The organism is Massilicoli timonensis (assembly GCF_900199515.1).
GTDB lineage: Bacteria > Bacillota_I > Bacilli_A > Erysipelotrichales > Erysipelotrichaceae > Massilicoli > Massilicoli timonensis.
Map to the genome: position 1 here is coordinate 123571 of NZ_LT963434.1, position 26506 is coordinate 150076.

At 46.3% G+C, this 26506-nt stretch carries 28 protein-coding genes and 1 other annotated feature; of the genes, 26 read left to right on the plus strand and 2 right to left on the minus strand.

The window, feature by feature from the left end:
• Positions 1–196 precede the first annotated feature (196 nt).
• From C1712_RS02585 to C1712_RS02625, 9 genes are all read left to right on the plus strand, one after another.
• On the plus strand, positions 197–1183 hold the full coding sequence (locus C1712_RS02585; protein WP_245858041.1) for a D-alanyl-D-alanine carboxypeptidase family protein: 987 nt from the start codon (positions 197–199) through the stop codon (positions 1181–1183).
• Positions 1180–1752: a nucleoside recognition domain-containing protein gene (locus tag C1712_RS02590; RefSeq protein ID WP_102266543.1), complete on the plus strand. Its 573-nt coding sequence runs from the start codon at positions 1180–1182 to the stop codon at positions 1750–1752. Before C1712_RS02585 ends, C1712_RS02590 begins: the two co-directional genes overlap by 4 nt.
• The gene (locus tag C1712_RS02595; RefSeq protein WP_245858042.1) at positions 1745–2248 is read left to right on the plus strand and encodes a spore maturation protein; all 504 of its coding nucleotides are present in this window, start codon (positions 1745–1747) and stop codon (positions 2246–2248) included. Before C1712_RS02590 ends, C1712_RS02595 begins: the two co-directional genes overlap by 8 nt.
• Positions 2249–2318: 70 nt before the next feature.
• Positions 2319–3059, plus strand: a complete 741-nt coding sequence (locus C1712_RS02600) for a pseudouridine synthase (protein ID WP_102266545.1) — start codon at positions 2319–2321, stop codon at positions 3057–3059.
• Between the two features lie 90 nt (positions 3060–3149).
• Positions 3150–3947 carry a hypothetical protein gene (locus C1712_RS02605; RefSeq protein WP_102266547.1) on the plus strand — a complete coding sequence of 266 codons (798 nt, stop codon included), beginning with the start codon at positions 3150–3152 and terminating at the stop codon, positions 3945–3947.
• Positions 3948–3949: 2 nt separating this feature from the next.
• The gene (gene mtaB, locus C1712_RS02610) at positions 3950–5239 is read left to right on the plus strand and encodes a tRNA (N(6)-L-threonylcarbamoyladenosine(37)-C(2))-methylthiotransferase MtaB (RefSeq protein WP_102266549.1); all 1290 of its coding nucleotides are present in this window, start codon (positions 3950–3952) and stop codon (positions 5237–5239) included.
• Between the two features lie 2 nt (positions 5240–5241).
• Positions 5242–6699 (plus strand): UDP-N-acetylmuramoyl-L-alanyl-D-glutamate--2,6-diaminopimelate ligase, encoded by a 1458-nt coding sequence (locus C1712_RS02615; protein WP_102266550.1) that lies wholly within the window; start codon positions 5242–5244, stop codon positions 6697–6699.
• A gap of 117 nt (positions 6700–6816) precedes the next feature.
• Complete coding sequence (rpsU, locus tag C1712_RS02620) at positions 6817–6996, plus strand: 30S ribosomal protein S21 (protein ID WP_002609166.1); 180 nt, start codon at positions 6817–6819, stop codon at positions 6994–6996.
• Between the two features lie 177 nt (positions 6997–7173).
• A complete protein-coding gene (locus C1712_RS02625) occupies positions 7174–7617 on the plus strand; it encodes a hypothetical protein (RefSeq protein WP_102266552.1) in 444 nt (147 codons plus the stop codon).
• Between the two features lie 75 nt (positions 7618–7692).
• Here the strand turns inward: C1712_RS02625 and mnmL are convergent, their stop codons facing one another.
• Positions 7693–8634, minus strand: coding sequence for a tRNA modification radical SAM protein MnmL/YtqA (mnmL, locus tag C1712_RS02630; RefSeq protein WP_102266554.1), 942 nt, complete (start codon positions 8632–8634; stop codon positions 7693–7695).
• Between the two features lie 163 nt (positions 8635–8797).
• On the opposite strand from mnmL, the gene C1712_RS02635 reads away from it, so the two are divergent.
• The 7 genes from C1712_RS02635 to C1712_RS02665 all read left to right on the plus strand — a co-directional run bounded on the left by C1712_RS02635 (position 8798) and on the right by C1712_RS02665 (position 16677).
• Positions 8798–9568 (plus strand): M48 family metallopeptidase, encoded by a 771-nt coding sequence (locus C1712_RS02635; RefSeq protein ID WP_102266555.1) that lies wholly within the window; start codon positions 8798–8800, stop codon positions 9566–9568.
• 131 nt (positions 9569–9699) lie between these two features.
• Entirely contained in the window at positions 9700–10542 is an 843-nt protein-coding gene (locus C1712_RS02640) for a sulfide/dihydroorotate dehydrogenase-like FAD/NAD-binding protein (protein ID WP_102266557.1), read from the plus strand.
• Position 10543: 1 nt separating this feature from the next.
• Positions 10544–11950: an NADPH-dependent glutamate synthase gene (gltA, locus tag C1712_RS02645; RefSeq protein WP_102266559.1), complete on the plus strand. Its 1407-nt coding sequence runs from the start codon at positions 10544–10546 to the stop codon at positions 11948–11950.
• A gap of 369 nt (positions 11951–12319) precedes the next feature.
• Positions 12320–12517 (plus strand): hypothetical protein, encoded by a 198-nt coding sequence (locus tag C1712_RS12855; RefSeq protein ID WP_102266561.1) that lies wholly within the window; start codon positions 12320–12322, stop codon positions 12515–12517.
• Positions 12518–12571: 54 nt separating this feature from the next.
• Positions 12572–12779: a binding site (T-box leader), on the plus strand.
• A 37-nt stretch (positions 12780–12816) separates the two neighbouring features.
• Positions 12817–15219: a leucine--tRNA ligase gene (leuS, locus tag C1712_RS02655; RefSeq protein ID WP_102266563.1), complete on the plus strand. Its 2403-nt coding sequence runs from the start codon at positions 12817–12819 to the stop codon at positions 15217–15219.
• Between the two features lie 92 nt (positions 15220–15311).
• On the plus strand, positions 15312–15839 hold the full coding sequence (locus C1712_RS02660; RefSeq protein ID WP_102266565.1) for a hypothetical protein: 528 nt from the start codon (positions 15312–15314) through the stop codon (positions 15837–15839).
• Between the two features lie 103 nt (positions 15840–15942).
• Positions 15943–16677: a YebC/PmpR family DNA-binding transcriptional regulator gene (locus tag C1712_RS02665; protein WP_102266566.1), complete on the plus strand. Its 735-nt coding sequence runs from the start codon at positions 15943–15945 to the stop codon at positions 16675–16677.
• A gap of 70 nt (positions 16678–16747) precedes the next feature.
• Here C1712_RS02665 and C1712_RS02670 read toward each other — a convergent pair whose 3' ends face one another.
• Positions 16748–17839 (minus strand): tRNA(Met) cytidine acetate ligase, encoded by a 1092-nt coding sequence (locus tag C1712_RS02670; RefSeq protein ID WP_180963047.1) that lies wholly within the window; start codon positions 17837–17839, stop codon positions 16748–16750.
• A gap of 107 nt (positions 17840–17946) precedes the next feature.
• On the opposite strand from C1712_RS02670, the gene C1712_RS02675 reads away from it, so the two are divergent.
• From C1712_RS02675 to infB, 10 genes are all read left to right on the plus strand, one after another.
• Complete coding sequence (locus C1712_RS02675) at positions 17947–18876, plus strand: alpha/beta fold hydrolase (protein WP_245858043.1); 930 nt, start codon at positions 17947–17949, stop codon at positions 18874–18876.
• Positions 18877–19025: 149 nt separating this feature from the next.
• Positions 19026–19541, plus strand: a complete 516-nt coding sequence (locus C1712_RS02680) for a YceD family protein (RefSeq protein ID WP_245858179.1) — start codon at positions 19026–19028, stop codon at positions 19539–19541.
• A gap of 14 nt (positions 19542–19555) precedes the next feature.
• On the plus strand, positions 19556–19726 hold the full coding sequence (gene rpmF, locus C1712_RS02685) for a 50S ribosomal protein L32 (RefSeq protein ID WP_102266570.1): 171 nt from the start codon (positions 19556–19558) through the stop codon (positions 19724–19726).
• Between the two features lie 77 nt (positions 19727–19803).
• Positions 19804–21117 (plus strand): Mur ligase family protein, encoded by a 1314-nt coding sequence (locus tag C1712_RS02690; RefSeq protein ID WP_102266572.1) that lies wholly within the window; start codon positions 19804–19806, stop codon positions 21115–21117.
• Entirely contained in the window at positions 21117–21851 is a 735-nt protein-coding gene (locus tag C1712_RS02695; RefSeq protein ID WP_102266574.1) for a type 1 glutamine amidotransferase, read from the plus strand. The genes C1712_RS02690 and C1712_RS02695 overlap by 1 nt, the downstream gene beginning before the upstream one ends.
• Positions 21852–21958: 107 nt before the next feature.
• Positions 21959–22429, plus strand: coding sequence for a ribosome maturation factor RimP (locus C1712_RS02700; protein WP_102266576.1), 471 nt, complete (start codon positions 21959–21961; stop codon positions 22427–22429).
• Positions 22430–22444: 15 nt separating this feature from the next.
• On the plus strand, positions 22445–24088 hold the full coding sequence (gene nusA, locus C1712_RS02705; protein ID WP_102266578.1) for a transcription termination factor NusA: 1644 nt from the start codon (positions 22445–22447) through the stop codon (positions 24086–24088).
• Positions 24089–24103: 15 nt separating this feature from the next.
• The gene (gene rnpM, locus C1712_RS02710; protein ID WP_102266580.1) at positions 24104–24364 is read left to right on the plus strand and encodes an RNase P modulator RnpM; all 261 of its coding nucleotides are present in this window, start codon (positions 24104–24106) and stop codon (positions 24362–24364) included.
• Positions 24357–24650 carry a L7Ae/L30e/S12e/Gadd45 family ribosomal protein gene (locus C1712_RS02715; RefSeq protein WP_102266582.1) on the plus strand — a complete coding sequence of 98 codons (294 nt, stop codon included), beginning with the start codon at positions 24357–24359 and terminating at the stop codon, positions 24648–24650. Before rnpM ends, C1712_RS02715 begins: the two co-directional genes overlap by 8 nt.
• 5 nt (positions 24651–24655) lie before the next feature.
• The gene (gene infB, locus C1712_RS02720; RefSeq protein WP_102266584.1) at positions 24656–26506 is read left to right on the plus strand and encodes a translation initiation factor IF-2; all 1851 of its coding nucleotides are present in this window, start codon (positions 24656–24658) and stop codon (positions 26504–26506) included.

Here is a 26506-nt window from a genome sequence, read left to right on the forward strand (position 1 = left end):
TAATATTTACGTTTCCTTAACATATTCTTAACATGTCTTTTACATTGTAACATTATTTTTGCGATAGTTCACTATAAATTATGGGATTTATTGCCGGAAATCATTTGCTTCGTAAAAAGAGAAGCATTTTCGTGTATCCATTTGGTTCTATTCGTACCCATTCTTTCATTTACTGGTAGCAGGGGTGTAAGAAGCGATGAAGACAATCCTGTTTTTTGCTATGCTGTTGCAGATGATGGTCCAGATGCCAATCGAAGAGCGCGCAGGCACAAGTGATCGCTATTGCATCATTGCCAATCCTGATGGCAGACTTCTAGAAGCCGCCAACGGCGATGAAACGCAAAGCGTTGCTTCGATTTCCAAGATCATGACTGCGATCGTTGCGCTGGAACAAAGTGATCAAACGGATACATGGCAGGTTTCAAAGGATATTGATGCGCATGCGACAGGCTCCTCGATCTATTTGAAGCCGCAGCAGGAAGTAAGTATGGAAGCGCTGCTATATGGATCGATGCTGCGCAGCGGCAACGATGCGGCTTATGAGATCGCCAAACATACGGCAGGCAGTGAAGAAGCGTTTGTGAAACTGATGAATGAAAAGGCGAAAGCGATCGGTATGCGCAATACGCTCTTTCATAATGCGAGCGGTCTGGATGAAGATGGGATCGGCAATGTATCCAGCGCCTGCGATATGGCGCTTTTGATGCGCTATGCGATGCAAAACGAGGACTTTCAAAAGATCACAGGATCAAAGTATTATACGACATCGTGGGGCGCTCGCTGGAAAAATAAAAATCGGCTGCTGTTTGATTTTCCTTTTGCGGTCGGCGGCAAGACCGGTTTTACAAAACAGGCTGGGCGCACTTTGGTAACAACGGCGAAAAAGGAACAGCTTGCGATCACTGTGGTTACCCTGGATCACCATGATGATTTTGCTTTTCACAAAGCCAAGCATCAGGAATATCTGAACGCTTATCGCGCAGATCTTATTTTGAAAAAAGGCACTTATACGATCATGGACCGTTATGCACAGGTAAAAGAAGATATTTATATCACCCGGCGCGTGGAAGAAGCGCTTCCTTCGGTGCAGTTATATCGTAAGGGGAATGAGATGATCTTAGAAAGCAATGGAGAAAGCAAATTGCTTTATCGCTGGAAACTGGAAAAGGGGAAAACGTCATGAACGTACTGTGGATGGGGATGATCAGCGCTTCGATCGTTTATGGACTCATAAGCGGCAATGCGCAGATGATCAATGAGAGCATCTTGCAGGTGGGCAAGGAAACTTTTGATTTTGTTTTACCGCTCATCTGCGTTACTTCTTTTTGGAATGGGGTGCTGAGCATTGCCGAGGCATGCGGCTTATTAAGGAAGCTGGAACGTCTGCTGGCGCCGTTTTTAAGAAGGCTATTGCCTGATCTGAAGGAGGATGAACAAACGCTCAGCTATGTTGCTGCGAATGTATCGGCTAATTTCTTCGGACTTGGTTCGGCAGCAACCCCTTTTGGATTAAAGGCGATGGAGGGCATGCAGAAGCATAATCAAAGTGCACACACTGCTACTCGTTCTATGGTGACATTTCTTGTGCTGAATACTGCCGGTGTTACGGTGTTTTCGACGACGATCTTGGCGCTGCGGGTATCCTTCCATTCCCAGATGGCAGCGGACTTTATGCCATATGCGGTGATAGCGACTGTCTTTGCCTCATTTGTCGGATTGCTTGTCGATCGGGTGTGGAATTATCATGACTGATTGGATATTGCCTTTGCTTCTGGCAGGGATCATGCTGTATGCGTTAGGAAAGCGGGTGAATGCTTACAGTACTTTCGTGAAAGGGGCAAGTGAAGGACTGTCTTTATTCTTATCTGTTTATCCATCGCTTTTGGCGATGATGTGCGCCATTTCGCTGTTAAGGACGAGCGGGCTGATGGATGCGCTCATCGCGTGTTTTTCTCATATTCCTTTTGTCCCTTCCGCCATGTGGCCGATGATCTTGTTTCGACCGATCTCAGGCAGTGCTTCCCTTGCCGTGCTGGTCGATCTGTTTCAAAATCAGGGCGTCGATTCATATGTGGGAATCATGGGCTCTATTTTACAGGGATCCACCGATACGACGCTTTATGTGATCTCTCTTTACTTTTCCCATGTGCAGGTGCATAAGATCAAAAATGCACTTACGATCGGTTTGATTGCCGATATAGCGGGAATGGGCATGGCGATCTTTTTGGCATGGCTATGCTTTGCATAAACGATCCTATCTTTTCAATTTTCTTTTTTTACGATACAATAAAGAAAAAGAAAAAGAAAGAGGATTGATTATGGAACGATTACAGAAAGTGATCGCCGCTGCCGGGGTTACTTCCAGACGCAAAGCGGAACAGCTGATCTTGGAAGGAAGGGTCTGCGTCAATGATGCAGTCGTAAACGAGCTGGGCTTCAAAGTCAAAAAAGGAGATTTGATTACGGTAGACGGCAAGGCGATCCAAAAAGAAGATAAAGTTTATTATGTGATGAATAAGCCGAAAAAGACGCTGTGCACGGCCGAAGATGCCTTTGACCGCAAGACGGTCGTTTCGCTGATCGACTGCCCACAGCGCATCTATACGGTGGGACGATTGGATTATGATACCAGCGGGGTGCTGCTGTTGACCAATGACGGTGATTTTGCCAACCAGATCATCCATCCCCGCTATCATATCGCCAAAACGTATAACCTGACGATCAACGGCATCTTGAAGGGCGAACACATGAAGGCGATCCAAAACGGCATCGTGCTGGATGACGGCATCAAGACGCTCCCGGCTAAATTAAAGATCACTGAGAAAGATGAAAAGAAAAATCAGATGTCTTTTGATCTGACGATCTATGAGGGACGCAATCGCCAGATCAAACGAATGATGGAAGCGCTGGGATTTGAGGTAAGAAGACTGCATCGCAAGCAGCTTGGCTTTTTGCGGGTAGATGATCTGAGCCAGGGCGAATATCGGCGTTTGAAGCCGTTTGAGGTAAAGAAGCTGCGCACGCTTGCGGAAAAAGGAAAACTGATCAATATGGAGTAGGGAAACCTGCTCTTTTTTATCGGGAAAATGATACTTGTTGAATATTTGACACGATTGTATTAAAATGTATGCGATATGGGAGTAACGATCATGAAGAAAGTATGCCGCAAGTTGGCGAAAAAATATTATACGCCGTTAAAAAAAGTAAAAGCAAACAAAGTGTTTACGGCGCAGATGACAGATAAATTGAAAGCATATGATCTGATGCGTGAGATCAATGATGATCTTGTGTACTACCAGTTGGAGATCTTGTATCGAGGCATTTGTAATAAAGAGTGTTTGGAAGAGATGTTTTTAGATGCTTATGTCAAGATGTATGACTATTGGCAGGATCTTGACTATCAGCAGCGCAAGCATCAGGTCAATGTCGATCTACAGCCCTATCTGGAACAGATGTGCTGCTTTGTCTATGAGGGAGAAGTGATCTATCTGCCGATGTTCGATCGCCGTATGAATCAGCTGTACCGCGAGGAAATGGTGTTGTTCGCCTTAAAGCAGTACCAGCGCTTCAAGCATGCCTTTCAGCCTTATCTGCATCGAAATCTGTATGGGCATGCGCCTTATGCAAGTGATTTCTGCAGTGCAGAGCTGTTGCTTGATGATGGAAAAGACTGGGTGCTGTATGAGAAAAGAACGACGACGCTTTATCTGATCCAGCACGATACGATCGTGGAAACGATCTGTCTTAAACCAAGTGAACCATGTGAGCGGGAAACGCTTTTACTGCTGGTGGAGGATTATCGCAAAGCGGATGAGATCGCTTTTTTGCGTCATTTACTGGAATACCATCTGTGTGATGCGAAAATGGAAAAGAAGTTGGCGCGGCTGCTTGAGAAAAAGCGCAGGAAAGCAGAAAAGCAGCACCGTAAAAAACATAAAGGAGAATGAACATGGCAACATTTGCGACCATAACCCTTGGCTGTAAAGTCAATACTTATGAAACAAAGCGCTATGAGGAAGGACTGCTTGCACTTGGCTATACCCAAGTTGAAAGCAAGGCATATGCCGATATTTACATCATCAATACGTGTGCGGTTACCAATACCGCCGCTTCTAAAAGCCGGCAGATGATCCATCGGGTCAAAGCGATCAATCCCGATGCGCTGACTGCGGTCGTCGGCTGCTATGCACAGATGGAAAGTGAAAAACTGATCGAGGAAGGGGTAGATGTCCTGATCGGTTCCGCACACAAAGATCAGCTTCCGCAGATGATCCACGATGCCTATACGATGCATCGCAAAACGCATGTGGTCGAAGCGATCCGCAGCATCCGGGCATTTGAAGCGCTGCCGATCCATCGCTTTCAGCACCAAACACGTGCTTATTTGAAGGTACAGGACGGCTGCAATCAATTTTGTACCTACTGCATCATTCCTTTTACCCGTGGGGCGGAGCGTTCGCTTCCTTTGCGGCAGGCGCTTGGCATCGCCGAAGAATTAGTACATAACGGACATCGTGAAATCGTGTTGTCCGGCATTCATACCGGCCGCTATGGACGCGATATCGGCACGGATCTGGAGACGCTGATCAGTGCGCTTTGTACGATCGAAGGACTGCAGCGCATCCGTATTTCTTCTATTGAGATCAATGAGATCAGCGATCGTTTGATCGCGCTTATGGAAAAGGAGCCTAAGATCGCAAGGCATCTGCATATTCCATTACAAAGCGGCAGCGATGAGGTATTGGCACGCATGGGCAGACCATATGATACGCAGCAGTTTGAAAAGCGGGTCGAAATGATCCGATCGAAAATCCCAGATGTGTCGATCAGTACCGATGTCATCGTCGGCTTTCCGATGGAAAGCGAGGAAGCGTTTGCGGAAACGCTGTGCACTTGTAAACGGGTGGGGTTCAGCTTCCTGCATGTCTTTCCTTATTCTAAGCGCAGCGGCACCAAGGCGGCTTCCATGGACGGACAAATTAAGGGCGATGTGAAGAAAGCGCGCGCAAAGGCGCTGTTAACGCTCAGTGAAGAGCTGCTGCTCGCTTATAAAAAACAGTTTATCGGGAAAACTTTAAGCGTACTATTTGAACGCGTCCAAGATGGAATTGCGATCGGCCACAGCAGTGAATATCTGCAAGTAGGCGCCGACGCTTCTCTGGTTTCTAAATTTTGCGATGTTTCGATCACGCATTTATCAAAAGAGGGCATTTTGATGGGAAATGCGAAGGAGGTTTAACCATGTATTTATCAGAAATATTTGAAAAAGCGCCGCATATCAAGATCACTTCGCTTTGTTCTGATTCCCGCGCAGTGAAAAAGGGCTGTATGTATTTTTGCTTAGAAGGAATGAACTGCGATGGGCATGATTTTGTGGAACAGGCGATCGCCGGCGGTGCAGTCTGTATCGTTCACAGCAAGGAACTGCATGATCTGCAAAACGGCGTTGCTTATATTCGCGTTGCCAACGTCGTAGAAACGATGAATCAGGTAGCCGATAAATTCAACGGTTATCCAAGCAGACAAATGCGGATGTTCGGTATTACCGGTACGAATGGCAAATCCACAACGACGACGCTGATCCGTGATCTGTTAAATCATTTTTCGCCATGCGGCTATATCGGTACGATTGCCATTCGCTATGGGGAAGTGGACAAAGAACCGATTCATACAACGCCGGACTGTTTGATCCTGCAGGGCGTGCTGAAAGAAATGGCCGATGCCGGCATGAAAAATGTTGCACTGGAGGTCAGCTCCCATGGCTTAGAGCAGGGAAGAGTGCTGGGGGTCGATTTCGATGTGGTCGGCTTTACCAATCTGACTTATGAGCATCTGGATTACCATGGAACCATCGAAAACTATTTTCAGGCCAAAGCCAAACTGTTTCATCTGGTAAAAGCGGACGGTGTTTGTGTGCTGAATGTCGATGATGATCATTTTGAAGCGCTGCGGGAAGAATGTGAAGCACGCGTCGTTACTTATGGCATTACGAAGCCATGTGATTATCGTGCCGATGAGATCGAACTGCATCCGACCAGCACGACGTTTACCCTGGTCCATCATGAAGAATCTTATCGGGTAACGACCAATCTGGTCGCAACTTATAACATCTCCAATCTGCTCTGTGCCATTGCCTGCATATGTGAAAGCGGCTATGCGTTAAAGGATCTGATTCCCTATCTGGATACCCTGGCACAAGTCGATGGGCGCATGGAACGCATCGATGAAGGACAGCCTTTTTTGGTCATTGTCGACTATGCGCATACGCCGGATGGCTTTGAAAAGATATACAGTTATGCCAAAGCGGTTACGCCTTCCGATCGGAAGATCATTTCCGTGTTTGGCAGCGCCGGCAAACGGGATATGAAAAAACGGCCGGTGATGGGAGAAATCGCAGATCGGTACAGTTCTTTGATCTATCTGACCGAAGAAGATCCGCGTGATGAAGATCCAAAAGAGATCGCCGAAGACATCAAGAAAGGCATGCGGCACGCCAACTGCGTCTTTATCGCCGATCGTTATGACGCGATCCGCACAGCGGTTGAAACCGCTAATGTTTCCGATACGATCTTGATCTTGGGAAAGGGCGATGAAACATTTATGGACCGCAAAAACGGTACACAGTTCTACATGGGCGACCACAAAGCCGCGCGTCATGCGCTGAAACACTACTATTTTGGTAATGAAAGTGAATCTTGATCGATCCTAAATATGTGAGAAATGTGGTAAAAATCATGAAATATTATGAAAATTGATTGCATTTTATCGTGTTTTTATATATAATATCATTGCTTGCATCAGAAGGGAGGGTAAGTTATGCCAAAAGTAGTTCTTAAAGAAAATGAAGTTCTTGATGATGCGCTGCGCAGATTTAAGCGTCAGGTGTCAAGAAACGGAACCCTTGCTGAAGCTCGTAAAAGAGAGTTTTACGTAAAACCGGGCGTACGTCGTAAGCTGAAATCAGAAGCGGCACGCAAAGCTCGTCGTGGCAAATAAGGATCGTGAGATCCTTTTTTTCTTGCTGCAGAAGGATCTTTTCAGGATTTATTCAGAATCATGGGATTTTACTTGTAAAACGATGTGAAAAGGGTTACAATAAAATCAGGAAGTCTTAATGACGAAGAGGAGTGAAAGTTTATGAAAAAGTTAAGTGCATTGCTAGTGGGGATCTAATTGCTGAGCGGCTGTGGCGGCGGCGGTGATTCCGAAGAAGGAAAAAGAGTCTGTGAAGTCAATAAAATGTTGGATATGGATGGTGTAGAAATTATCCTGACGGCAACGGGATCTGAGGAAGAAGTCAAGAAAATGACATTTGATTTTACCATGGACATGAATGCATTGCTGGAAGAAACCGCCTTTTCTATCAACTTTGACGATATGAGCGATGAGGATAAAGCAACTTTCAAAGATATGATGGCAGAACAGATGGAAACTTCGATCGCAGATGAATTCGGATCTGACAGCGAAGCGGTAACGGCGGAAAGTGATCTGGACGGTTCTAATCTGATCATCAAACTGGAAATCGACGGTGAAAAGGTTGACGGCGGCATGCAGAAGATGTCGATGGACGAATTTGTAGAAATGGTCGAATCGGATCTGAAAGGAACTTGTAAATAATAAAAACGGATCGTTTCCCTAAAAAGGAAACGATCTTTTTTACGAAAAAAGCAAGCAAAGAGAACACGCTTGTCTTTATTTGTATTTTTTGCCCTGCCATGTGTTTAGGCTGCGCATGCGTTTATCAATGTCATTGAGAACGCATACTTTCCGTTTGGTCCAAAGCGGCGCTGCCAGCAAAGCATCGATTCCATCACCGGTCAAACGCTGTATGATGATATGTGGATCGATCACTTCCAGCTGCTTTACTACCAGCTCCACATATTCCTCTTGACTTAGCAAAGGAAACGGTTTTTCCTGATAACGGGCATAAAGGGCGGTGCCTTTTAATAAGTGCAGCATATGGATCTTCAGGGCATGGATGGGCAAGGCACCGACTGTTTTTGCGGAATGGATCATCATTTCCTCGGTTTCATTAGGAAGACCGTTGATCAAATGCACACAGATCTTCACATGCGTTTTTTGTAAGCGGGCAATGCAGTCGGTAAATTCTTCATAAGTATGTCCGCGATTCATCGCCAGGGCGGTTTCATCATAGACGCTCTGTAATCCCAGTTCGATCCAAATATCCTTTGTCTGACACATTTCATCCAGATAAGAAAGAATTTCATCGCTGATACAGTCGGCACGGGTGGCAATGCAGATCGCAATGACATCATCACGCTCTAAAAACGGGGTAAAGCATGCCTTTAATTGCTCTAGTGTGCCATAGGTATTGGTAAAGGCCTGAAAATAAGCCATTGCTTTGCCGGTCGGCCATTTTTTTCGCATCATCGCCAATCCTTCTTCAAATTGTTCTTGCAGATCTATCCCGCTTTTTACACATTCTCCGCTGCCGGCGCTCCCACAGAATAAACAGCCGCCGTACCCCTTTGTGCCATCACGGTTCGGACAGGTAAATCCCGCATCTAAAGGCACCTTGAATACTTTTTGATGATAGGTGTGTTTGAGATAATAGTTCCATGTATAATAGCGTTTGTTGTCATCGCTGTATGGAAAAGGATTGTCTTTTTTCATGTGGATCACCGTTTCTATTGTAGCATAAAAGCCCGTTTTTTTACCAAGTAAAATAAAAAAAAAAAGTCGAAAAACAGTATTCAAATGATTGAAAAAGCGTTATACTTATGTTAAAGTTATCAGGCAATGACAGCAGTACCGAATGAAATGAGATCAGTAAAACGTGAAACATGGATCAGGGAAGAAGCATTGGCTTTGCGCGGATTCCTTTTTTCTTGACTGCTTTTTAGAGGAAACGAGGTGCAGGATCGTGGAGGGCGAGAAACGAATTGTCGAAACCAGTAAAGGATTGATCGAGTATCAGTGCGTCCGCAAGCAGGTGAAAAATATCAATATGCGTATCGATGCGGGAGGTGCGGTCATCGTATCCGCCAACTATTTTCTTGCGCATCAGGATATCGATCGCTTCGTATCGGAAAAGGCGGACTGGATCTGCCGCAAGAAGCAGGAGATCAATAAACGGCTGTCGGTGCAGCACATGAATACGCATGCACTGCTGTTTCTTGGGAAAGAGCGGAAGGTAAAATACTGTAAGAGCGGTACGCTGCGCTATGACAGTGAATATCTTTATGTGCCGAAAAAAGCAAAGATGGATGAGGAAACGGCGCTGGAGCAGGCGCTTACGGAGCTTTGCCGCATTATTTTTGCGGATATCGCCGAAGTTACGTATCGGCGTATGAAAGGGCAATATGTGATTGCTATGCCGACGATCCGCATCAGAAAGATGCGTACGCGCTGGGGCAGCTGTAATCCTGCGGCAGGACGTATTACCCTGAATCGTTCTTTGATCCACTATCCGATCGATTTTATTGAATATGTGATCTTGCATGAATTTGCACATCTTGTCGTGCCGAATCATTCCCATGACTTCTACCGGCTGGTAGGCGGGTTTATGCCCGATTACCGCCAGCGGATCAAGCTTGTGAAAGGATAACCGCAATCACTGCGGTTTTTTTGTTGTTTCCGTGATGATTTGTGCTAAAATATAAAAATAAGCAGGTGCTGAAAAGAAATGAGCAGCCATACGATTTACTAAGTGTAATTGTGGAAAGAGAGGAAGAGAAGATGTTTGAAATACTGGAAAAGGAATCGCTGAATCCGACTGTTACGAAAATGGTCGTCAAAGCGCCGCTGATCGCAAAAAAAGCGCAGCCGGGACAGTTTATCATTTTACGTGCTGAGGAAAACGGCGAGCGGATCCCGCTTACGATCGCTGATTATGATCGGGAAGCGGGCACGATTACGATTATATTTCAGATCGTCGGCAAAACGACGATGCGTTTACAGGATCTTTCGGTTGGGGAGCCATTGCCTACTTTTGTAGGACCGCTGGGCAGTGCCAGTGAGATCAAAGGTTTGAAAAAGGTGGCGGTGATCGGCGGCGGGGTCGGCTGTGCGATTGCGTATCCTTTAGCAAAAGCGCTGCATGAGCAAGGGACGATTGTGCATACGGTTACCGGTTTTCGAAACCGTGATCTGGTGATTTTGGAGGAAGCTTTTACAAAAGTGAGCGATCGTTATGAACTGATCAGCGATGATGGTTCTACCGGGCGCAAAGGTCTTGTAACCGATGTGCTAAGGGAATGGATCGAACAGGGAGAACGCTATGATGAAGTCATTGCGATCGGTCCGCTTGCCATGATGAAGTTTGTATCATTGCTTACCAAACGCTATGGCATAAAAACGATCGTTTCCATGAATCCGATCATGATCGACGGCACCGGCATGTGCGGCGGCTGTCGCATCAGCGTCGGCGGTGAAGTGAAGTTTGCCTGTGTGGACGGACCGGATTTCGATGGACATCTCGTTGATTTTGATGAAGCGATTTCCCGCAGCGCGACATATCGTGCTTTTGAAGCGCGAAAGCGGGAAGAATACTGTCAGTTAATGGGAAAGAAGGAAGCGTAAGATGGCAAATATGAAATTAACGAAAACAGCGATGTCTTTGCAGGATGCAGAGATCCGCTGTCATAATTTTGAAGAAGTGGCGCTTGGCTACAAGAAAGAAGAAGCGATGGAGGAGGCGATGCGCTGTCTGCACTGTGCGCATGCACCTTGCATCAGCGGCTGTCCGGTCGGGATCCAGATTCCCAGCTTTATCGAACAGATCGCTAAGGGCAATGAGGAAGAGGCTTATCGCATCATTGCATTAGACAGTGCGCTGCCGGCTGTGTGCGGCCGGGTATGTCCGCAGGAAAGTCAGTGTGAAAGCAAATGTGTGCGGGGAATCAAAGGGGAAGCAGTTGCGATCGGCAGATTGGAGCGATATGCGGCAGATGCGCACCTGCAAAAGGGAAAACAGATGGATGGAAAAAGACAGAATAACGGTCATAAGATCGCGATCGTCGGCGCCGGTCCTTCAGGCCTTACCTGTGCAAAGGACCTCGCGATGAAAGGCTATGCAGTTACGATCTTTGAGGCGCTGCATGAAGCCGGTGGGGTCTTGGTCTATGGCATTCCCGAATTTCGTCTGCCGAAGACCATCGTTCAGCATGAAATCGAAGGTTTGAAACAGCTGGGGGTACGCATTGAGACCGATATGGTGATCGGACGTGTCATCAGTGTGGATGAACTGATGGAAGAGGAGGGCTATGAAGCGGTCTATCTTGCCAGCGGTGCCGGTCTGCCGCGCTTTTTGCACCTGCCCGGTGAAAACTTAAAAGGCGTTTACAGCGCCAATGAATTTTTAACGCGTATCAATTTGATGAAGGCTTATCAGCAAGACAGTGAAACACCGATCCAGCACGCATCGAAAGTGATCGTGGTCGGGGGCGGAAATGTGGCAATGGATGCGGCGCGTTGTGCCAGACGGCTTGGCGCGGAAGTGCATATCGTCTATCGCCGCAGCATGGATGAATTACCGGCCCGCAAGGAAGAAGTGGAGCATGCACAAGAAGAAGGCATTATTTTTGATCTGTTGCATAATCCGATTTGTGTCCACGGCGATGAAAACGGCTGGATCAAAGCGGTGGAATGTGTCCGCATGGAATTAGGAGAACCGGATGAAAGCGGACGCAGACGGCCGCAGGAAGTCAAAGACAGCGCCTTTTTGATCGAAGCAGACTGCATGATCGTAGCGATCGGCACTTCGCCAAATCCATTGCTGCATAAAACCACGCCGCATTTGGAAACCAACGCTAAGGGCGGCATCATTACCGATGAAAACGGCGCTACCAGCAAGCAGGGCGTATTCGCGGGCGGTGATGCGGTAAGCGGCGCCGCTACGGTGATCTTAGCGATGGGAGCAGGCAAAAAAGCAGCGGCTGCCATTGACGCCTATGTGCAGGAACAGGCAATTCATAGCAAAAATATGTAGGATTTTTACGATTCAATAGATTTCTTTTAGAAATTGTATAAAAAATATTGAAATCGCTTTCATTTTTCAAAAAACGTGCTATAATGAAATCAGAAGATAGGAAACACCTTCTTCTAACCATCATTTTTTCATTCTAACACCCCTTTTCTTTATAACACTTAGGCAATGTTATAAAGAAGGAATTTCTGTCAGACATTACATTCCTTCCTTTTGTGTAACCGACAGAGATTCAATTATTGTTTCTTATTCATATTTCCTTTCAATTAAATGTATAAGATGAAACAATGGTAGAAGCGCAGAAGAAATTCTGCGTTTCTATATTTTTAAGAAGCGTTGTCTTACTGAAGAAAAAGGAGAAATGTTTGCAGCATGGGCGATCTGATGCTTTCAAACAAAGCGTTTTCAAAACGCTGCTTATTTGAAAAAACTATGCTCCTGCAATGGATCGAACCATGCGATGACACGATCAAAGCGTTCATTAACAGCACGCTATTACAGCGGCGCCTATACTGGGGGTTGCCTATTATAAAAGGGAGCGCACTTTTGCTTTACACTTACGATTTATAGATGAAAAAAAGGATCGCCTCTTGCTTTTTTCAATATTTTTGTTTATACTTGATGACAGCGGCAATGATGCGAAATAGTAGTCTGATGCAAATAGCATAGAGAACTGATGGCTGGTGGAAATCAGAGTAGGCGCACAGATGAATTGGCTCGCGGAGCCGATACTGAATAAAAGGTATCCGCATACCGGCGTTATCGGTCAATGAAGGGCATATACGGATGTATATGAACTAAGGTGGTACCGCGTAATGATTACGTCCTTAGAGAGGGACGTTTTTTTATGTTGAGAAAGGTGGATTACAATGGCTTCTTACGATCACAAAAAGGTTGAGAAAAAATGGCAGGATTACTGGCTGAAGCATGATACTTTTGCCTGTGACACATGGGATTTCTCTAAACCGAAGTATTTTATCATGGATATGTTTCCTTATCCAAGCGGCAATGGCTTGCATGTCGGACATCCGGAAGGCTATACCGCAACGGATATCGTTGCCCGCATGAAACGCATGCAGGGCTACAATGTCCTGCATCCGATGGGATGGGATGCGTTTGGCTTGCCGGCAGAGCAGTTTGCGATCAGCACCGGACATCATCCGGCGGAATTTACAAAACAAAATATCGATCACTTCCGGGATCAGATCCGCGCTTTGGGATTCTCTTATGACTGGAACCGTGAAATCTCCACGACAGATCCACAGTATTACAAATGGACGCAGTGGATCTTTACCAAACTCTATGAAAAAGGCTTGGCTTATGTCGATGAAATTCCGGTAAACTGGTGCCCGCAGTTAGGAACGGTATTAGCCAATGAAGAAGTAATTGATGGGAAAAGCGAACGCGGCGGTTATCCGGTCATCCGCAAACCGATGCGCCAATGGGTTTTGAAGATCACAGCGTACGCGGAGCGTTTGTTGGAAGATCTGGAGTTATGCGACTGGCCGCAGTCCACCAAAGAAATGCAGATCAACTGGATCGGTAAAAGCAAGGGGGCAAACGTCGTTTTTGACATCAAGGGCCATGACAAACAGTTTACCGCCTTTACGACCCGCTGTGATACTTTATTTGGAGCAACGTACTGCGTGATGGCGCCGGAACATCCTTATGTGAATGAGATTACGACAGAAGCGCAGAAAGCGGCGGTCAAGGCGTATCAGGAAGCATGCGCATCAAAATCCGATCTGGAGCGCACGGAACTGAATAAAGATAAAACAGGTGTCTTTACCGGCGCTTATGCGATCAATCCGGTCAATCAAAAAGCAATTCCGATCTGGATCTCCGACTATGTTTTGGCAAGCTATGGAACCGGCGCGATCATGGCGGTGCCGGCGCATGATGAACGCGACTATGCTTTTGCCAAGAAATTCGATCTTGAAATTATCCCGGTTTTGGAAGGCGGCAATATTGAAGAAGCGGCTTATTGTGAAGACGGCATTCACATCAATTCCGATTTCTTAAACGGTTTGAATAAAGAAGATGCGATCAGCAAGATGATCGATTGGCTGAAGACGCATCACTGCGGAGAAGCAAAAACAACGTATAAGCTGCGTGATTGGCTGTTTTCAAGACAGCGGTACTGGGGCGAACCGATCCCGATCATTCATATGGAAGATGGTACAATGCGTACGGTCGATGTAAGCGAACTGCCGCTGGAACTGCCGGCAACGACAAATTTCAAGCCGACAGGAGACGGAGAAAGTCCATTGGCGCATGTCGATGACTTCATCAACGTGGAGATCGACGGGGTAAAAGGCAAACGGGAAACCAATACGATGCCGCAGTGGGCAGGCAGCTGCTGGTATTATCTGCGCTATTTAGATCCGCATAATGAAGAAGCGATTGCTGATCCAAAGCTTTTAGCGCACTGGCTGCCGGTCGATCTGTATGTCGGCGGCGCCGAACATGCGGTATTGCATTTGTTGTATGCGCGTTTCTGGCATAAGGTACTTTATGATTGTGGGGTCGTACCGACCAAAGAACCGTTCCAAAAGCTGTTCCATCAGGGCATGATCTTAGGGGAAAACAATGAAAAGATGTCAAAGTCAAGAGGCAATGTCGTCAATCCGGATGATATCGTGGAAAGCCATGGCGCTGATGCTTTGCGGGTCTATGAGATGTTTATGGGACCGCTGGAAGCAAGCCTGCCTTGGTCTACGACCGGCTTAGATGGAAGCAGAAGATGGTTAGATCGTGTATATCGTTTATTCACTGAGTTTGATAAACTGGATGAGGAAAATGATCACGCGCTGGATAAGAGCTATCATGCGATGATCAAAAAAGTAACGAAAGATATTGAAACACTGAATCTGAATACGGCGATTTCCGCAATGATGGTCTTTATCAATGATGCTTATAAAGCAGATACACTGTATCGCCCATATGCGGAAGGGTTTATCAAAGTATTTTCCTGCTTTGCCCCGCATTTAGGAGAAGAAATCTGGACGAGCATCCTGCATCATGAAGGAACGATCGCTTATGAACCATGGCCGGTTTATGATGAAGCGATGTTAGTGGAAGAGGAAGTAGAGGTCATCGTACAGGTAAACGGCAAGCTGCGGGCAAAATTTATCATGCCGGCAAACAGCGAAGAAGAGGCGATCCAAAAGAAAGCATTATCACTTGATGCATTAAAACCGCATTTAGAAGGAAAAACGATCCGCAAGATCATCGTGGTAAAAGGCAAAGTGGTCAATATCGTCGCAAATTAAAAAATAAAATGAATCTCTGTCGGCAGACGGAGATTCTTTTTTAGGAAGAAGCTATATGTTCACGTATCTATTCTATAAGGAGCGTGTTTTGCATGATCTTGTTGTCACTGTGGATCGCCGATCAAATCAGTCATAAGGCGTCCTTAGCACCTATTTATCAAAAGATGATGATGGCATGGTGTGTTAGCTTTAGCATGCGTTATGCTCCTTTTGAAACGGTAAAAGAGGCATGGACTTGGTGCATCGGCATTTGGATGCTTGTGTTAGCGGCACAGGATCTTGCTTCGATGAAAGTAGATGCATGGAAACTGGATGTGATGTGCTTTCTTGCTTTTGTTTACTGGTATATGCAGGGCGCATGCCTGCTTGATCTAAGTGTTTCGGTCGTATTGCCGCTTTTCTTTATAATTGGCAATCATTTTCGTAAAATGATCGGCAGCGCGGATATTATCTTGATCTGGATCAGCTGCTGGATGTTTGGCTTTGGCGGCTTGCTGGCAATGATCTTGATGGCTTCGCTTTCGATGCTTGTTATTTGGCTGTTTGATCGGCGATCTTATTATCCTTTTGTGCCGGCCTTGGCGTTTGCGATGCAGGTGATGCTGCGGATAGGTGTTTGATAAGGTGTGTTCTCAATATAAGAAAATTGAAAAAGATTGAACTGCTTTTTGATGTATGATATACTAGTTACGGTAATTTTGTATAGTTGGAGAGTGATGAACAATGGGTAGACATTTTGAAGTACGAGCTGCGGCTATGGCGAAAACAGCTGCCGCAAAAGCCAAGGTATATTCGCGCTATGGAAAAGAAATTTACGTAGCGGCAAAAAACGGTGTTCCTGATCCGGATATGAACGCGGTTTTGAAGAAAACGATCGAACGTGCTAAGGCAAATCAGGTTCCTGCTGATGTAATCAAGCGGGCAATCGAAAAGGCGAAGGGCGGTTCTAACGAGAATTATACGAGCATGACATATGAAGGGTTCGGTGCCGGCGGCAGTGCGACGATCATTGTAGAATGTCTGAGCGATAATTCAAATCGTACGATTGCGGATCTGCGCGGTGCTTTTAATAAATCACATGCAAAGATGGGCGTTGCCGGAAGTGTATCTTTCAATTATGATCATGTCGGTATGCTGGTATTTGACTTTGCGGATGAAGAAGCGATGCTGGATGCACTGATCATGGCAGATGTCGATGTGAAAGAACTGGAAGTAGAGGACGGCAAGATGACGGTAACCGTTGAACCGACCGATCTGTATAAGGCAAAAGATGCCATTGATGAATTGATCGGTGATGAGGTGAAATATGATGTATTGGAACCGACGATGCTGCCGCATGAATACGTAGAACTAGAGGGCGAGGATAAGGAATTGTTCGAACGCCTGCTGCGTCTGTTGGATGATGTTGATGATGTGCAGAATGTATATCACAATGTATCCAATGTCAGCGCTGCATAATAAATGATAAAACCACTTCAAGCTTGAAATAAGATAAGCTGTGAAGTGGTTTTTTATGATTGCGAACATATCATTCATTTGTCAAAAACTGAGCCGACTGCCATTCTTTCTTGACGCTATCATTTGCCACTACTTCGGGATAGGCATATAAGTAGGCGCTTTTTTCATAAAGACGGCGGTAAGCGACAGGCAGCTGTGCGAATTTTACAGCGATCGCGGTCTTTCCTTTTAACTGCTTCAGCCATGCTTTTCCTTTGGCATTGAAAGCAAGAACGCGCAGGTGATCGATCGGATAACTGCCTCTTTGCATTTGTAACAGCAGGTGCAGCAGGGTGCGCTTGATGCGGCTTGCCGTATAGCGTTTACAGATACAGGCAGAAAGAAATGTATCCCATTTTGCGTGTTCCTTTGCCTGTTTGCACAGCCATGCTTCGATGCCTTCATCCATTAAAGCGTATGTGTTTAATGATGATGCGGGCATGCTGAGCAAGAGATAGCGAATGAGTGGATAATAGGCTTCTAAAGAAGGATGGGGCGTGATTTGCATCGGTGAGAAGGCACTGATATCTTCTTTGTTTGCAAGAGCGGTGCGTAATGCGGTGGCACTGACGATCTGCTTTTGCGCCGCAGTCAGCGTATTGTCATGATAGTTACCGATGCGCTTGATCGTATGCGGTGTGATCGTACTGCCTTGCAGTGCTTTCAGGTAGTGAATCCCTAAAATATCATTGGCGTAAAATCTGCCGAAGATCATTTCATAGGCTTTGACCGGCGATAAACCTTCTTTCATCAAATCACGAAACCCATCACTGTCTAATGCCGCAATTTTCTGTAAAACACCCAGATCATTGGTCTCGCTGCCAAATACCAGATCCTCTACCTGTGCCAGCTTCAGTGTTTCAACTGCACCATAGGCAAACTGTTGTGCGCTTTGAATGGCATAAGGCAAGGGCAATTCGATTATCAGATCGCAGCCTTGGGCGATCGCTTCTTTGGCTCTTGTCCATTTATCGCAGATTGCCGGTTCGCCGCGCTGTACGAAATTTCCGCTCATGACGGCGATCAAAACATCACAGTTGCTGATGCGCCGCGCTTCTTTGATATGATGGATGTGTCCGTTGTGCAAAGGGTTGTATTCGGTAATGATGCCGCATGCCTTCATCTTCATTCCTCCTGTTGTCATTTATTTTACCATGAAAGAGGCAATTGGAAAATAGGTTTATACGAAAGGGAAACATGGTATAATAAAAAAGAAATGAGGATGATCTGATGAAAACAGAAGAAATACTGCTGCATAGCCGCTATGACGATAGTTTGCTTGGGGCAAGCGTAATGATCCCGGATATACCCGCAAAGGCGGTATTCGTCTTGGTGCACGGCATGGCGGAACATCGAAAACGCTATGTAGAATTTATGACTTATCTTTGCATGCAGGGCTATGCACTGGTGATGCACGATCATCGCGGACATGGCGACAGTGTGAAGAATGAGAAGGATCTAGGCTATTTCTATGAAAATGGGGAAGCGGCAATGATCAGCGATGTGCGGCAAATGATCGATTATGCCAAAACACGTTTTCCGGCTATACCGCTTGTTTTGTTTGGACACAGCATGGGGTCTTTGGTTGTCAGAAATGCAGTGAAGCGCTGTGATCGTGATGTGGATGCTTTGATCGTCTGCGGTTCGCCAAGTCGTAATCCGCTGGCTAAAAGCGGTTTGCTTTTGGTAAAGGCGTTCAAAAAATGCTTTGGTCCTTATCATCGCAGCTCGATTATACAAAAGCTTGCCTTTGGCAGTTTCGCCAAACGGTTTGCCTCCGATAAAAGCGAGAATGCTTGGCTGTGCAGTGATCATAAAGTGGTTGCGGCTTATGATGCAGATCCTCGCTGCGGCTTTATATTTACGTTAAACGGCTTTGAGACACTATTTCAGCTCATGATCCATACCTATGAGAAAGACAATTGGTCGCTTTGGCATTTGACGATGCCGATTTTATTCATTGCCGGTGAAGAAGATCCCTGCATCGTTTCTAAAAAGCATTTTCAGGAAGCGGTATCCTTTATGCGGCAGCTTGGCTATCAAAGGGTAATGAGCAAATTATATCCAGGTATGCGTCATGAGATCTTGAACGAAACAAAGCGTCACAGCGTTTACGAGGACATTGTTTCATGGGTCGAACAATCCTGCCGTGAACAGTAAAAAGCGTTGATTTCAAGCATTTATTTGTATTTTAAGTAAAAAAAGAGAAGCCAGGTGTTCAAAAAAGAGCAGTTTTGAAATAAGCAGATAAAAAAAGATTGACTTTACCGGAATGTTTTTCTATAATACATTAGGTAGACAACGAGGTGATGCTTTTGAAGTGGTCGAGAAATGAACTGTTGAAAGCAAGTCATAAAGTGATTTCTTTTGATGAGAGCCTGTCGTTTCCGAAGGAAGCGCTGGCGAATTTCCCCCAGATCAGAAGCCTGCAAGAAGTAAACGTGTCCGGCGATTTACATTATGAACCGCGTGAGGAAAGAGTGTATGTGCACTTGGAAATCGACGGGATCATGGTTGTCCCTTGTGCGATCACGATGGAAGATGTGGAATATCCCTTTTCCTGTGAAAGTGATGAGGTCTTTTCCTTTTTGAAGGAAAAAGGGGATGATATCCATGAATGTAAAGGCGATGTCGTGGAATTGTTGCCAGTCATATTTCAGTTGATCTTAATGGAAGTGCCGCTGAAATGCGTCAAAGAAGGATTGAAGGAATACCCGAAAGGGGATGGCTGGGAAGTTGTCAAAGAAGAAGACTATGTCAAAGAAGCGAAGGATGAGATCGATCCGCGTTTGGCAAAGTTGCGGGAATTTAAGATTGATGAATAGCAGGAGGTGCGAGTATGGCAGTACAGCAGAGACGTAATTCGAAAACCAGAAAAGCAAAACGCAGAACGCATTATAAATTAGCTGCACCGACGCTGACGAAGTGTCCGGTATGCGGTGAGTACAAAATGGCTCACAGAATGTGCGAATGCGGCAGCTACAAAGGTGAAAACGTAGTAGAAAAGTAATGAGCATAAAAAAGAGCTGCTGCTCTTTTTTTGCATTTTATGATAAACTGATGAAACAGGCAGGTTAGGAGGCTGGCATGAAAGCAAGAGCGATATTGCTGATGGTAAAACTGATCAGGCGCATGCTGCTGCTCATGAAGCGGGGCGGTTCTTTGCCGGGAACGATTGCGCTGAAACTGGATCCGGCGTTTTTAACGCGCTTCGCATATCCGGATACGGTAATCATGGTAACCGGTACGAACGGCAAAACGACGACGAGCAATCTGATTTATGAAACGATTGCCGCTGCGGGGAAAAAAGTGATCGCCAACCGCAAAGGCGATAATCTGAAAGCGGGCATTGCGACATTGATCGCAGCGCATGCGTCATGGAAGATGCAGGTAAAAGCGGAAGTGATCGTGATGGAATGTGATGAACTGAATGTGCCGAAAGTCATGCAGGATGTGCCGGTCAATATTTTCTGCATCAACAACTTCTTTCGCGATCAGTTAGATCGCGCCGGTGAGATGGAAACGATCATTCGCCGCATGAGCGGTGCGCTTGCTCATTACAAAGGTATTTTGGTTTTGAATGGCGATGATCCCAATGTCGTTCGCTTACAGGACGATGCTCCGTATGCCGATGTGCGTTTTTTCGGAATTGCGGAAACAAGCCGCAGCAGTGAAAAAAGCGATGAGGCAAGCGAAGGGAAATTTTGCCCGCGTTGTGCAAGACCGCTTACTTATGCGTATTATCAGTATTCGCATATCGGACGGTTTCATTGTGAACAATGCGGCTTTGGCGATGTGTCTTATCGTGTATATGGAGAAAACTGTGATTTTACGGATCGTTCGTTTATGGTTGGCGCTACGCGTTATCATGCACCGCAGAACGCATTATATGCGATGTATAATGCCGTTGCTTTGCTAGGGGTATGTGAAGCAGCCGACATCTCTTTCGTATATGCCAAAGCGGTATTAGATCATTTTGAATTAAAGGACGGACGCAGCGAAGCGTTTTTGATCGGCGGGAAGCGATGTATGCTGAATCTGGTGAAAAATCCGACCGGCGCCAATGAAACGATGAAGTTTATCATGGAGGATCCAAGTAAAAAAATGATCGTGATCATCTTGAATGACAACGATCAGGACGGCTGTGATGTTTCCTGGATCTGGGATGCGCATTTTGAGCGGCTTTGCGATCACAGTGTCACGCGCATTGTTTGCAGCGGGAAGCGCGCATATGATATGGCGCTGCGGTTTCACTATGGAGATTTTGCCGGAGAACTTACGGTAATCGAGGATTTAGAAGCAGCGCTTGCAGAAGTGAGGCAAACCTCTGATCGGCCTTATGTCATCGCGACTTATACCGCATTGCAGCCGGCACGCAGCGTGCTGAGGAGGATGACATAATGGAATTAAAGATATTGTGGATGTATCATGATGTCATGGATCTTTATGGGGATAAAGGAAATATCGCAGTGCTGAAAAAACGCTGTGAACGCAGAGGAATTGCAGTGCAGATCGATACATGCGGGATGGGGGAAAGGGCAGATATGTGCGCCTATGATCTGATTTTTATGGGGGGAGGAGCAGATAAGGAGCAGTCTTTGCTGTACCAGGATCTGATCAAGCGAAAAGAACAGGTGCAGGCGGCTTTGGAAAGCGGCAGTTTTATATTGCTGATCTGCGGCGGATATCAGCTGTTTGGCAAGTATTATGTCGATGCGTTCGGCAATCAGATCGAAGGATTGGGGCTGTTTCCTTATTACACCAATGCGGCGGCGGACAATAAGCGCTGTATCGGCAACGTCTTGATCGAAGCAAATTTAGATGGAGAAAGGGTTGAAGTCATCGGCTTTGAAAATCACGGCGGCCAAAGTGAAGGCGTTACGCAGCCATTTGGCAAAGTGATCATCGGACATGGGAATGTGTTTCATGGCACATATGAGGGATTTTATAACGGACAGGTACTGGGTACTTATTTACATGGACCGTTGTTGCCGAAAAATGCGAAGCTGGCCGATCACATTCTGAAAAAAGCGTTGAAAAAGCGCTATGGTGAAGTAACGCTGGCACCATTAGATGATACATGGGAAAACAAGGCGTTTGCGGCGATGAAAAAACGGCTGATTCATGCAAAATAATTTGATAAAATACTTGATAACCCTTTGAAAATAGGTTATTATAATCAAGTAGAGCAAACGAGGAGTGGGTCTTCCCACTCCTTCATTTATGAAAAAAAGGAGGGTATATGGATCAAATCAGCGCATTAAGGGAGTGGATCACAGCGATCGTGGAACAAAACGGCATGCTTGTTTATGATATTTCTTGGCAGCCGATGGGAAATATGAAAAGCTTGCAGGTATCGATCATGAAAGGGGACGGCACGATGGATCTGGACAGCTGCGCGATGATATCGGAACAGCTTTCCGCTATGCTTGATGAAAAAGATCTGATCAAGCATGAGTATTATTTAGAAGTCTGTTCGCCCGGTGCGGAACGAGAACTGCGAAACTTTGAAGAAGTAAAGGCGGCTGTGGGCGAATATGTGTATGTAAAATTGAAGAATGTCATGGCCAAAGGGATTTACGAAGTGCTTGGCACATTGGAAAAGTGTGAAGAAGGGATGCTTTCCATGACATATATGGATAAAGCGAGCAAGCGGAAAATCGATATTGCCTATGACAATGTCGCCTTGATTCGCTTAGCGGTAAAACTATAAGGAGAGAGTAAGAAGATGAAGTTAAAAGATTTTATGGCTGCGATGTCCGCAATCGAGAGCGACCGCAAACTGACTAAGGAGGTTGTGGTAAGCGCATTAGAGGAAGCGTTGTCAAAAGCATTTCGAAAACAGATCGAGATTCCAGATGCGTTGGTGCGCGTGGACATCAATGAAAAAAGCGGAGAGATCCATGTTTATCAGCAGCGCACCGTTGTGGAAACTGTGGAAGATGATGAATTGGAGATTGCTTTGGCCGATGCAAAAGCATTGAATCAGGAATATGTGCTGGGCGATCTGGTAGACAGCGAGGTGGATATCACCAAGCTGGGCCGGGCAGCGGTGATCTTGGCGAAAAACGTCATGAAGCAGAAGATCCGAGAAGCGGAAAAGCAGGTCATTTATGATGAATACTGCGATAAGGTCGAAGAAATGGTAGTCGGCACCGTTGAAACGGTCGAGGAGAAATTTGCTTTGGTCAATATCGGCAAAACGTTGGCGTTGATGCCGAGAACGGCGCAGATCCCGGGGGAACGCTATTATGAGAATCAGCGCCTAAGAGTAGTGATTACGGAAGTAAACAAAGAAACCAAAGGGGCGCAGGTACTGGTATCCCGTGCTGATGCGGCTTTGGTAAAGCGTTTATTTGAAAAAGAAGTGCCGGAGATCTATCAGGGCGTGATTGAGATTCGCGCGATTGCCCGTGATGCCGGAGAACGTACGAAGATGGCTGTTTACAGTCATAATGAAAATGTTGATCCGATCGGTGCCTGCATCGGTCCAAGAGGTTCCCGCGTACAGGTGATCATTGAAGAGCTGGGCGGTGAAAAGATCGATATTTTTGAATGGAGCGAGGATGTCAGCGAACTGATCAAGAACGCTTTATCACCGGCTGAAGTGCTGGCGGTCATTCCAAGCGAGGAAAAACGCGGTCTGTTGGTCGTCGTAGCGGATCATCAGCTGTCGCTTGCGATCGGTAAAAAGGGCAAGAACGCACGTCTGGCTGTAAAACTGACCGGTAATAAGATCGATATCAAATCGGAAAGCGATGTTGAAGCAATGGGCATTGACTGGCGGGCGATCGCCATTCGTCAGCAGGAAGAAGCGCGGGCGAAGCTGGAAGAGCGTCGGGCTTTGGAACAGATGGAGCACTTTGCTTCTGTTCGCAATGAAATGGAGCAGGAGGAAAGCGTGCTGCCGGAAGAAATCCATACGCCGATCATTGAAGAATATGTGGCGGATGTCATTGCGCAGGAAGAAAATAGGGATGCTGCGGTTGCAGAAAGCAAGGAAAGCGCACCGCTGGAAACGACGGTTGTCGTAGATGAATTGGAAGAAGCGGCACGTATTGCCAAAGAGAAGAAAAAGGCAAGCGGCATGAGCGTGAAGCATGAATATGTTTCTAAACTGGAACAGTTGGCTGATGCTTCCGGAAAGAGCGAAGAAAAAACGGTGAGCAGAAAGAAACGCACTGAAAAAGAGGATAAGGAAGAACGTCGTAAACCGACCTTTGATCCGAAGAAAAGGGATTATGAGTTTAAGCCAATCTATTCCGAAGAAGAGCTGGCAGAGATCGCTCGACAGGAAGAGGAAGAGCGTGCCAATGATTGGATCAACGACGATATCGACTTTGATGAATACGATGAGTATTACGAGGAATAGACAAGGAGGGCGTTTATGAGAAAGATCCCGATGCGGCGCTGTGTCGCAACGCAGGAGCAGCTGCCGAAAAAAGAACTGATCCGCGTGGTTCGTACCCCGCAGGGCGAGGTACAGATCGATGTAACCGGCAAAGCGAATGGGCGCGGTGCCTATTTGAAGCTCAGCAAAGAGGCGATCGAGCTTGCGAAAAAGAAAAAGGCGCTGGCAAGAGCGCTGTCCTGTGAGATCCCGGCAGAGATCTACGACGCCTTGTTGAAAATGGTGCCGCATGAATAACTTTGAAGGAACACTGGGACTTGCTAAACGCGCGGGGAAGGTGGTCAGCGGCGATCTGATCTGGGAAAGCATCCGCAAAAAGCAGGCAAAGCTAGTTGTGATCGATGCGGACATCGGAATGAACACACGCAAGAAGCTGAATGATAAATGTGCCTTCTATGGAATCGAAATAATGATAGCACCGCGTGCGCAGACGATCATGAACGCGATCGGGCAAAACCGCAAGGCGATTGCGATCTGCGATCAGGGGTTTGCGAACGCACTTCGGAAATGGAAAGGAACGTGATGTAAATGGCAAATAACAAGCCGAATCGAAAAAAGCCGAATCATGCCCATAAAAAGAATCACAATAAGGGCAGTTACGGCAATTTCCCACCGAAACAAAGAGAAGAAGTAAAGGAAATCACTTATTCCGGCTCTTTGACTGTGGGCGAACTGGCAGATCTGATTCATCGCAATTCCAGCGAGATCATCAAACTGTTGTTTATGATGGGAACGATGGTAACCATCAATTCGATGCTGGATGATGAAACCATTGAACTGATCTGCATGGAATTTGGAATTGATGTGCATAAAGAAATCATCATTGAAGAAAGTGATTTCGAGGAACAGGTAGAAGAAGACGATCCAAGCACCTTGGAAAGCCGTCCGCCGGTCGTTACGATCATGGGGCATGTCGATCATGGAAAGACGACACTGCTTGATACGATTCGTAAATCACATGTTACAGCCGGTGAGTTTGGTGGGATCACCCAGCATATCGGTGCTTATCAGGTAACGGTAAAAGGGAAAAAAGTAACCTTTTTGGATACACCGGGTCATGAAGCCTTTACAGCAATGCGGGCCCGCGGTGCCAAAGTTACCGATCTTGTTATCATCGTGGTAGCGGCAGATGACGGTGTCATGCCGCAGACGAAGGAAGCGATCGACCATGCGAAAGCTGCCGAAGTGCCGGTGATCGTTGCCATCAATAAAATGGATAAAGCCGGTGCGAATCCGGATCGGATCATGTCAGAAATGGCAGAGCACGGCGTGATGCCGGAAGAATGGGGCGGCGATACGATCTTCGTGCCGATTTCCGCGAAGATGGGAACCGGTGTCAATGAGTTATTGGAAACGATTTTGGTCGTAGCGGAAGTAGAAGATTTCAAAGCAAATCCGCATAAAAATGCAATGGGTACGGTAATTGAAGCAAAACTGGATAAGGGCCGTGGACCGGTGGCGACATTGTTGGTGCAAAGCGGTACGCTGCATACCGGAGATGCGTTGGTGGTAGGTACTGCCTTTGGACGTGTAAGAAAAATGGTAGATGATCAAAGACGGGAAATCAAGACGGCCGAGCCGAGCACACCGGTAGAGATCATCGGATTAAATGATGTACCGGTAGCAGGAGATCTGTTCAAATCATTTGATTCGGAAAAGAAAGCGCGTCAGATTGCTGAAGAACGTTTGGAAAAACGAATCGAAGCAGAACGTAACAGCTCCAGTGCCATGACCTTGGATGATCTGGCAAAGCGCATTGAGGAAGGCGATGTCGCCGATATCAATGTGATTGTCAAAGCAGATGTACAGGGTTCAGCTGAAGCGGTAAAGGCCAGCTTAGAGCGAATTGATGTATCCGGCGTCAGAGTGAGCGTCATTCGTTCAACTGCCGGTGCGATCTCAGAATCAGACATCATGCTTGCCAGTGCGAGCAAGGCGGTCATCTATGGCTTTAATGTCCGTCCAAGCGCCAATATCCGTAAAAAAGCAGAAGAAGAAGGCGTTGAGATTCGTCTCCATAATATCATCTATAAAGCGATCGAAGAGATGGAAGCGGCGATGAAGGGAATGTTGGCGCCGGTATATGAAGAAGTCATCATCGGGCAGGCCGAAGTACGTCAGATCTATAAGGTTTCCAAGGTCGGAACGATTGCCGGTTCGATGGTAACGGACGGTTCGATCAAGCGTGATTGCAGCGTGCGATTGATTCGTGACGGCGTGGTGATCTATACCGGAAAACTGGGTTCCTTAAAACGATTCCAAAACGATGCGAAAGAAGTAACAGCCGGATATGACTGCGGTTTAACGATCGAGAATTTCAATGACATCAAGGAAGGCGATATCATTGAGGCCTATGAAGATCAGATCGTAGAGGCATAA

What these genes read in the sequence shown, in the direction of transcription:
- infB (WP_102266584.1), top strand. Translation starts at nt 24,656, where the DNA reads ATGGCAAATAACAAGCCGAATCGAAAAAAGCCGAATCATGCCCATAAA.
- C1712_RS02595 (WP_245858042.1), top strand. Translation starts at nt 1,745, where the DNA reads ATGACTGATTGGATATTGCCTTTGCTTCTGGCAGGGATCATGCTGTAT.
- C1712_RS12855 (WP_102266561.1), top strand. Translation starts at nt 12,320, where the DNA reads ATGGGCGATCTGATGCTTTCAAACAAAGCGTTTTCAAAACGCTGCTTA.
- mtaB (WP_102266549.1), top strand. Translation starts at nt 3,950, where the DNA reads ATGGCAACATTTGCGACCATAACCCTTGGCTGTAAAGTCAATACTTAT.
- mnmL (WP_102266554.1), bottom strand. Translation starts at nt 8,634, where the DNA reads ATGAAAAAAGACAATCCTTTTCCATACAGCGATGACAACAAACGCTAT.
- rnpM (WP_102266580.1), top strand. Translation starts at nt 24,104, where the DNA reads ATGAGAAAGATCCCGATGCGGCGCTGTGTCGCAACGCAGGAGCAGCTG.
- C1712_RS02600 (WP_102266545.1), top strand. Translation starts at nt 2,319, where the DNA reads ATGGAACGATTACAGAAAGTGATCGCCGCTGCCGGGGTTACTTCCAGA.
- C1712_RS02615 (WP_102266550.1), top strand. Translation starts at nt 5,242, where the DNA reads ATGTATTTATCAGAAATATTTGAAAAAGCGCCGCATATCAAGATCACT.
- C1712_RS02590 (WP_102266543.1), top strand. Translation starts at nt 1,180, where the DNA reads ATGAACGTACTGTGGATGGGGATGATCAGCGCTTCGATCGTTTATGGA.
- C1712_RS02640 (WP_102266557.1), top strand. Translation starts at nt 9,700, where the DNA reads ATGTTTGAAATACTGGAAAAGGAATCGCTGAATCCGACTGTTACGAAA.
- rpmF (WP_102266570.1), top strand. Translation starts at nt 19,556, where the DNA reads ATGGCAGTACAGCAGAGACGTAATTCGAAAACCAGAAAAGCAAAACGC.
- C1712_RS02675 (WP_245858043.1), top strand. Translation starts at nt 17,947, where the DNA reads ATGAAAACAGAAGAAATACTGCTGCATAGCCGCTATGACGATAGTTTG.
- C1712_RS02660 (WP_102266565.1), top strand. Translation starts at nt 15,312, where the DNA reads ATGATCTTGTTGTCACTGTGGATCGCCGATCAAATCAGTCATAAGGCG.
- C1712_RS02585 (WP_245858041.1), top strand. Translation starts at nt 197, where the DNA reads ATGAAGACAATCCTGTTTTTTGCTATGCTGTTGCAGATGATGGTCCAG.
- C1712_RS02680 (WP_245858179.1), top strand. Translation starts at nt 19,026, where the DNA reads ATGCTTTTGAAGTGGTCGAGAAATGAACTGTTGAAAGCAAGTCATAAA.
- C1712_RS02665 (WP_102266566.1), top strand. Translation starts at nt 15,943, where the DNA reads ATGGGTAGACATTTTGAAGTACGAGCTGCGGCTATGGCGAAAACAGCT.
- gltA (WP_102266559.1), top strand. Translation starts at nt 10,544, where the DNA reads ATGGCAAATATGAAATTAACGAAAACAGCGATGTCTTTGCAGGATGCA.
- C1712_RS02690 (WP_102266572.1), top strand. Translation starts at nt 19,804, where the DNA reads ATGAAAGCAAGAGCGATATTGCTGATGGTAAAACTGATCAGGCGCATG.
- leuS (WP_102266563.1), top strand. Translation starts at nt 12,817, where the DNA reads ATGGCTTCTTACGATCACAAAAAGGTTGAGAAAAAATGGCAGGATTAC.
- C1712_RS02700 (WP_102266576.1), top strand. Translation starts at nt 21,959, where the DNA reads ATGGATCAAATCAGCGCATTAAGGGAGTGGATCACAGCGATCGTGGAA.
- nusA (WP_102266578.1), top strand. Translation starts at nt 22,445, where the DNA reads ATGAAGTTAAAAGATTTTATGGCTGCGATGTCCGCAATCGAGAGCGAC.
- C1712_RS02715 (WP_102266582.1), top strand. Translation starts at nt 24,357, where the DNA reads ATGAATAACTTTGAAGGAACACTGGGACTTGCTAAACGCGCGGGGAAG.
- C1712_RS02695 (WP_102266574.1), top strand. Translation starts at nt 21,117, where the DNA reads ATGGAATTAAAGATATTGTGGATGTATCATGATGTCATGGATCTTTAT.
- rpsU (WP_002609166.1), top strand. Translation starts at nt 6,817, where the DNA reads ATGCCAAAAGTAGTTCTTAAAGAAAATGAAGTTCTTGATGATGCGCTG.
- C1712_RS02670 (WP_180963047.1), bottom strand. Translation starts at nt 17,839, where the DNA reads ATGAAGGCATGCGGCATCATTACCGAATACAACCCTTTGCACAACGGA.
- C1712_RS02605 (WP_102266547.1), top strand. Translation starts at nt 3,150, where the DNA reads ATGAAGAAAGTATGCCGCAAGTTGGCGAAAAAATATTATACGCCGTTA.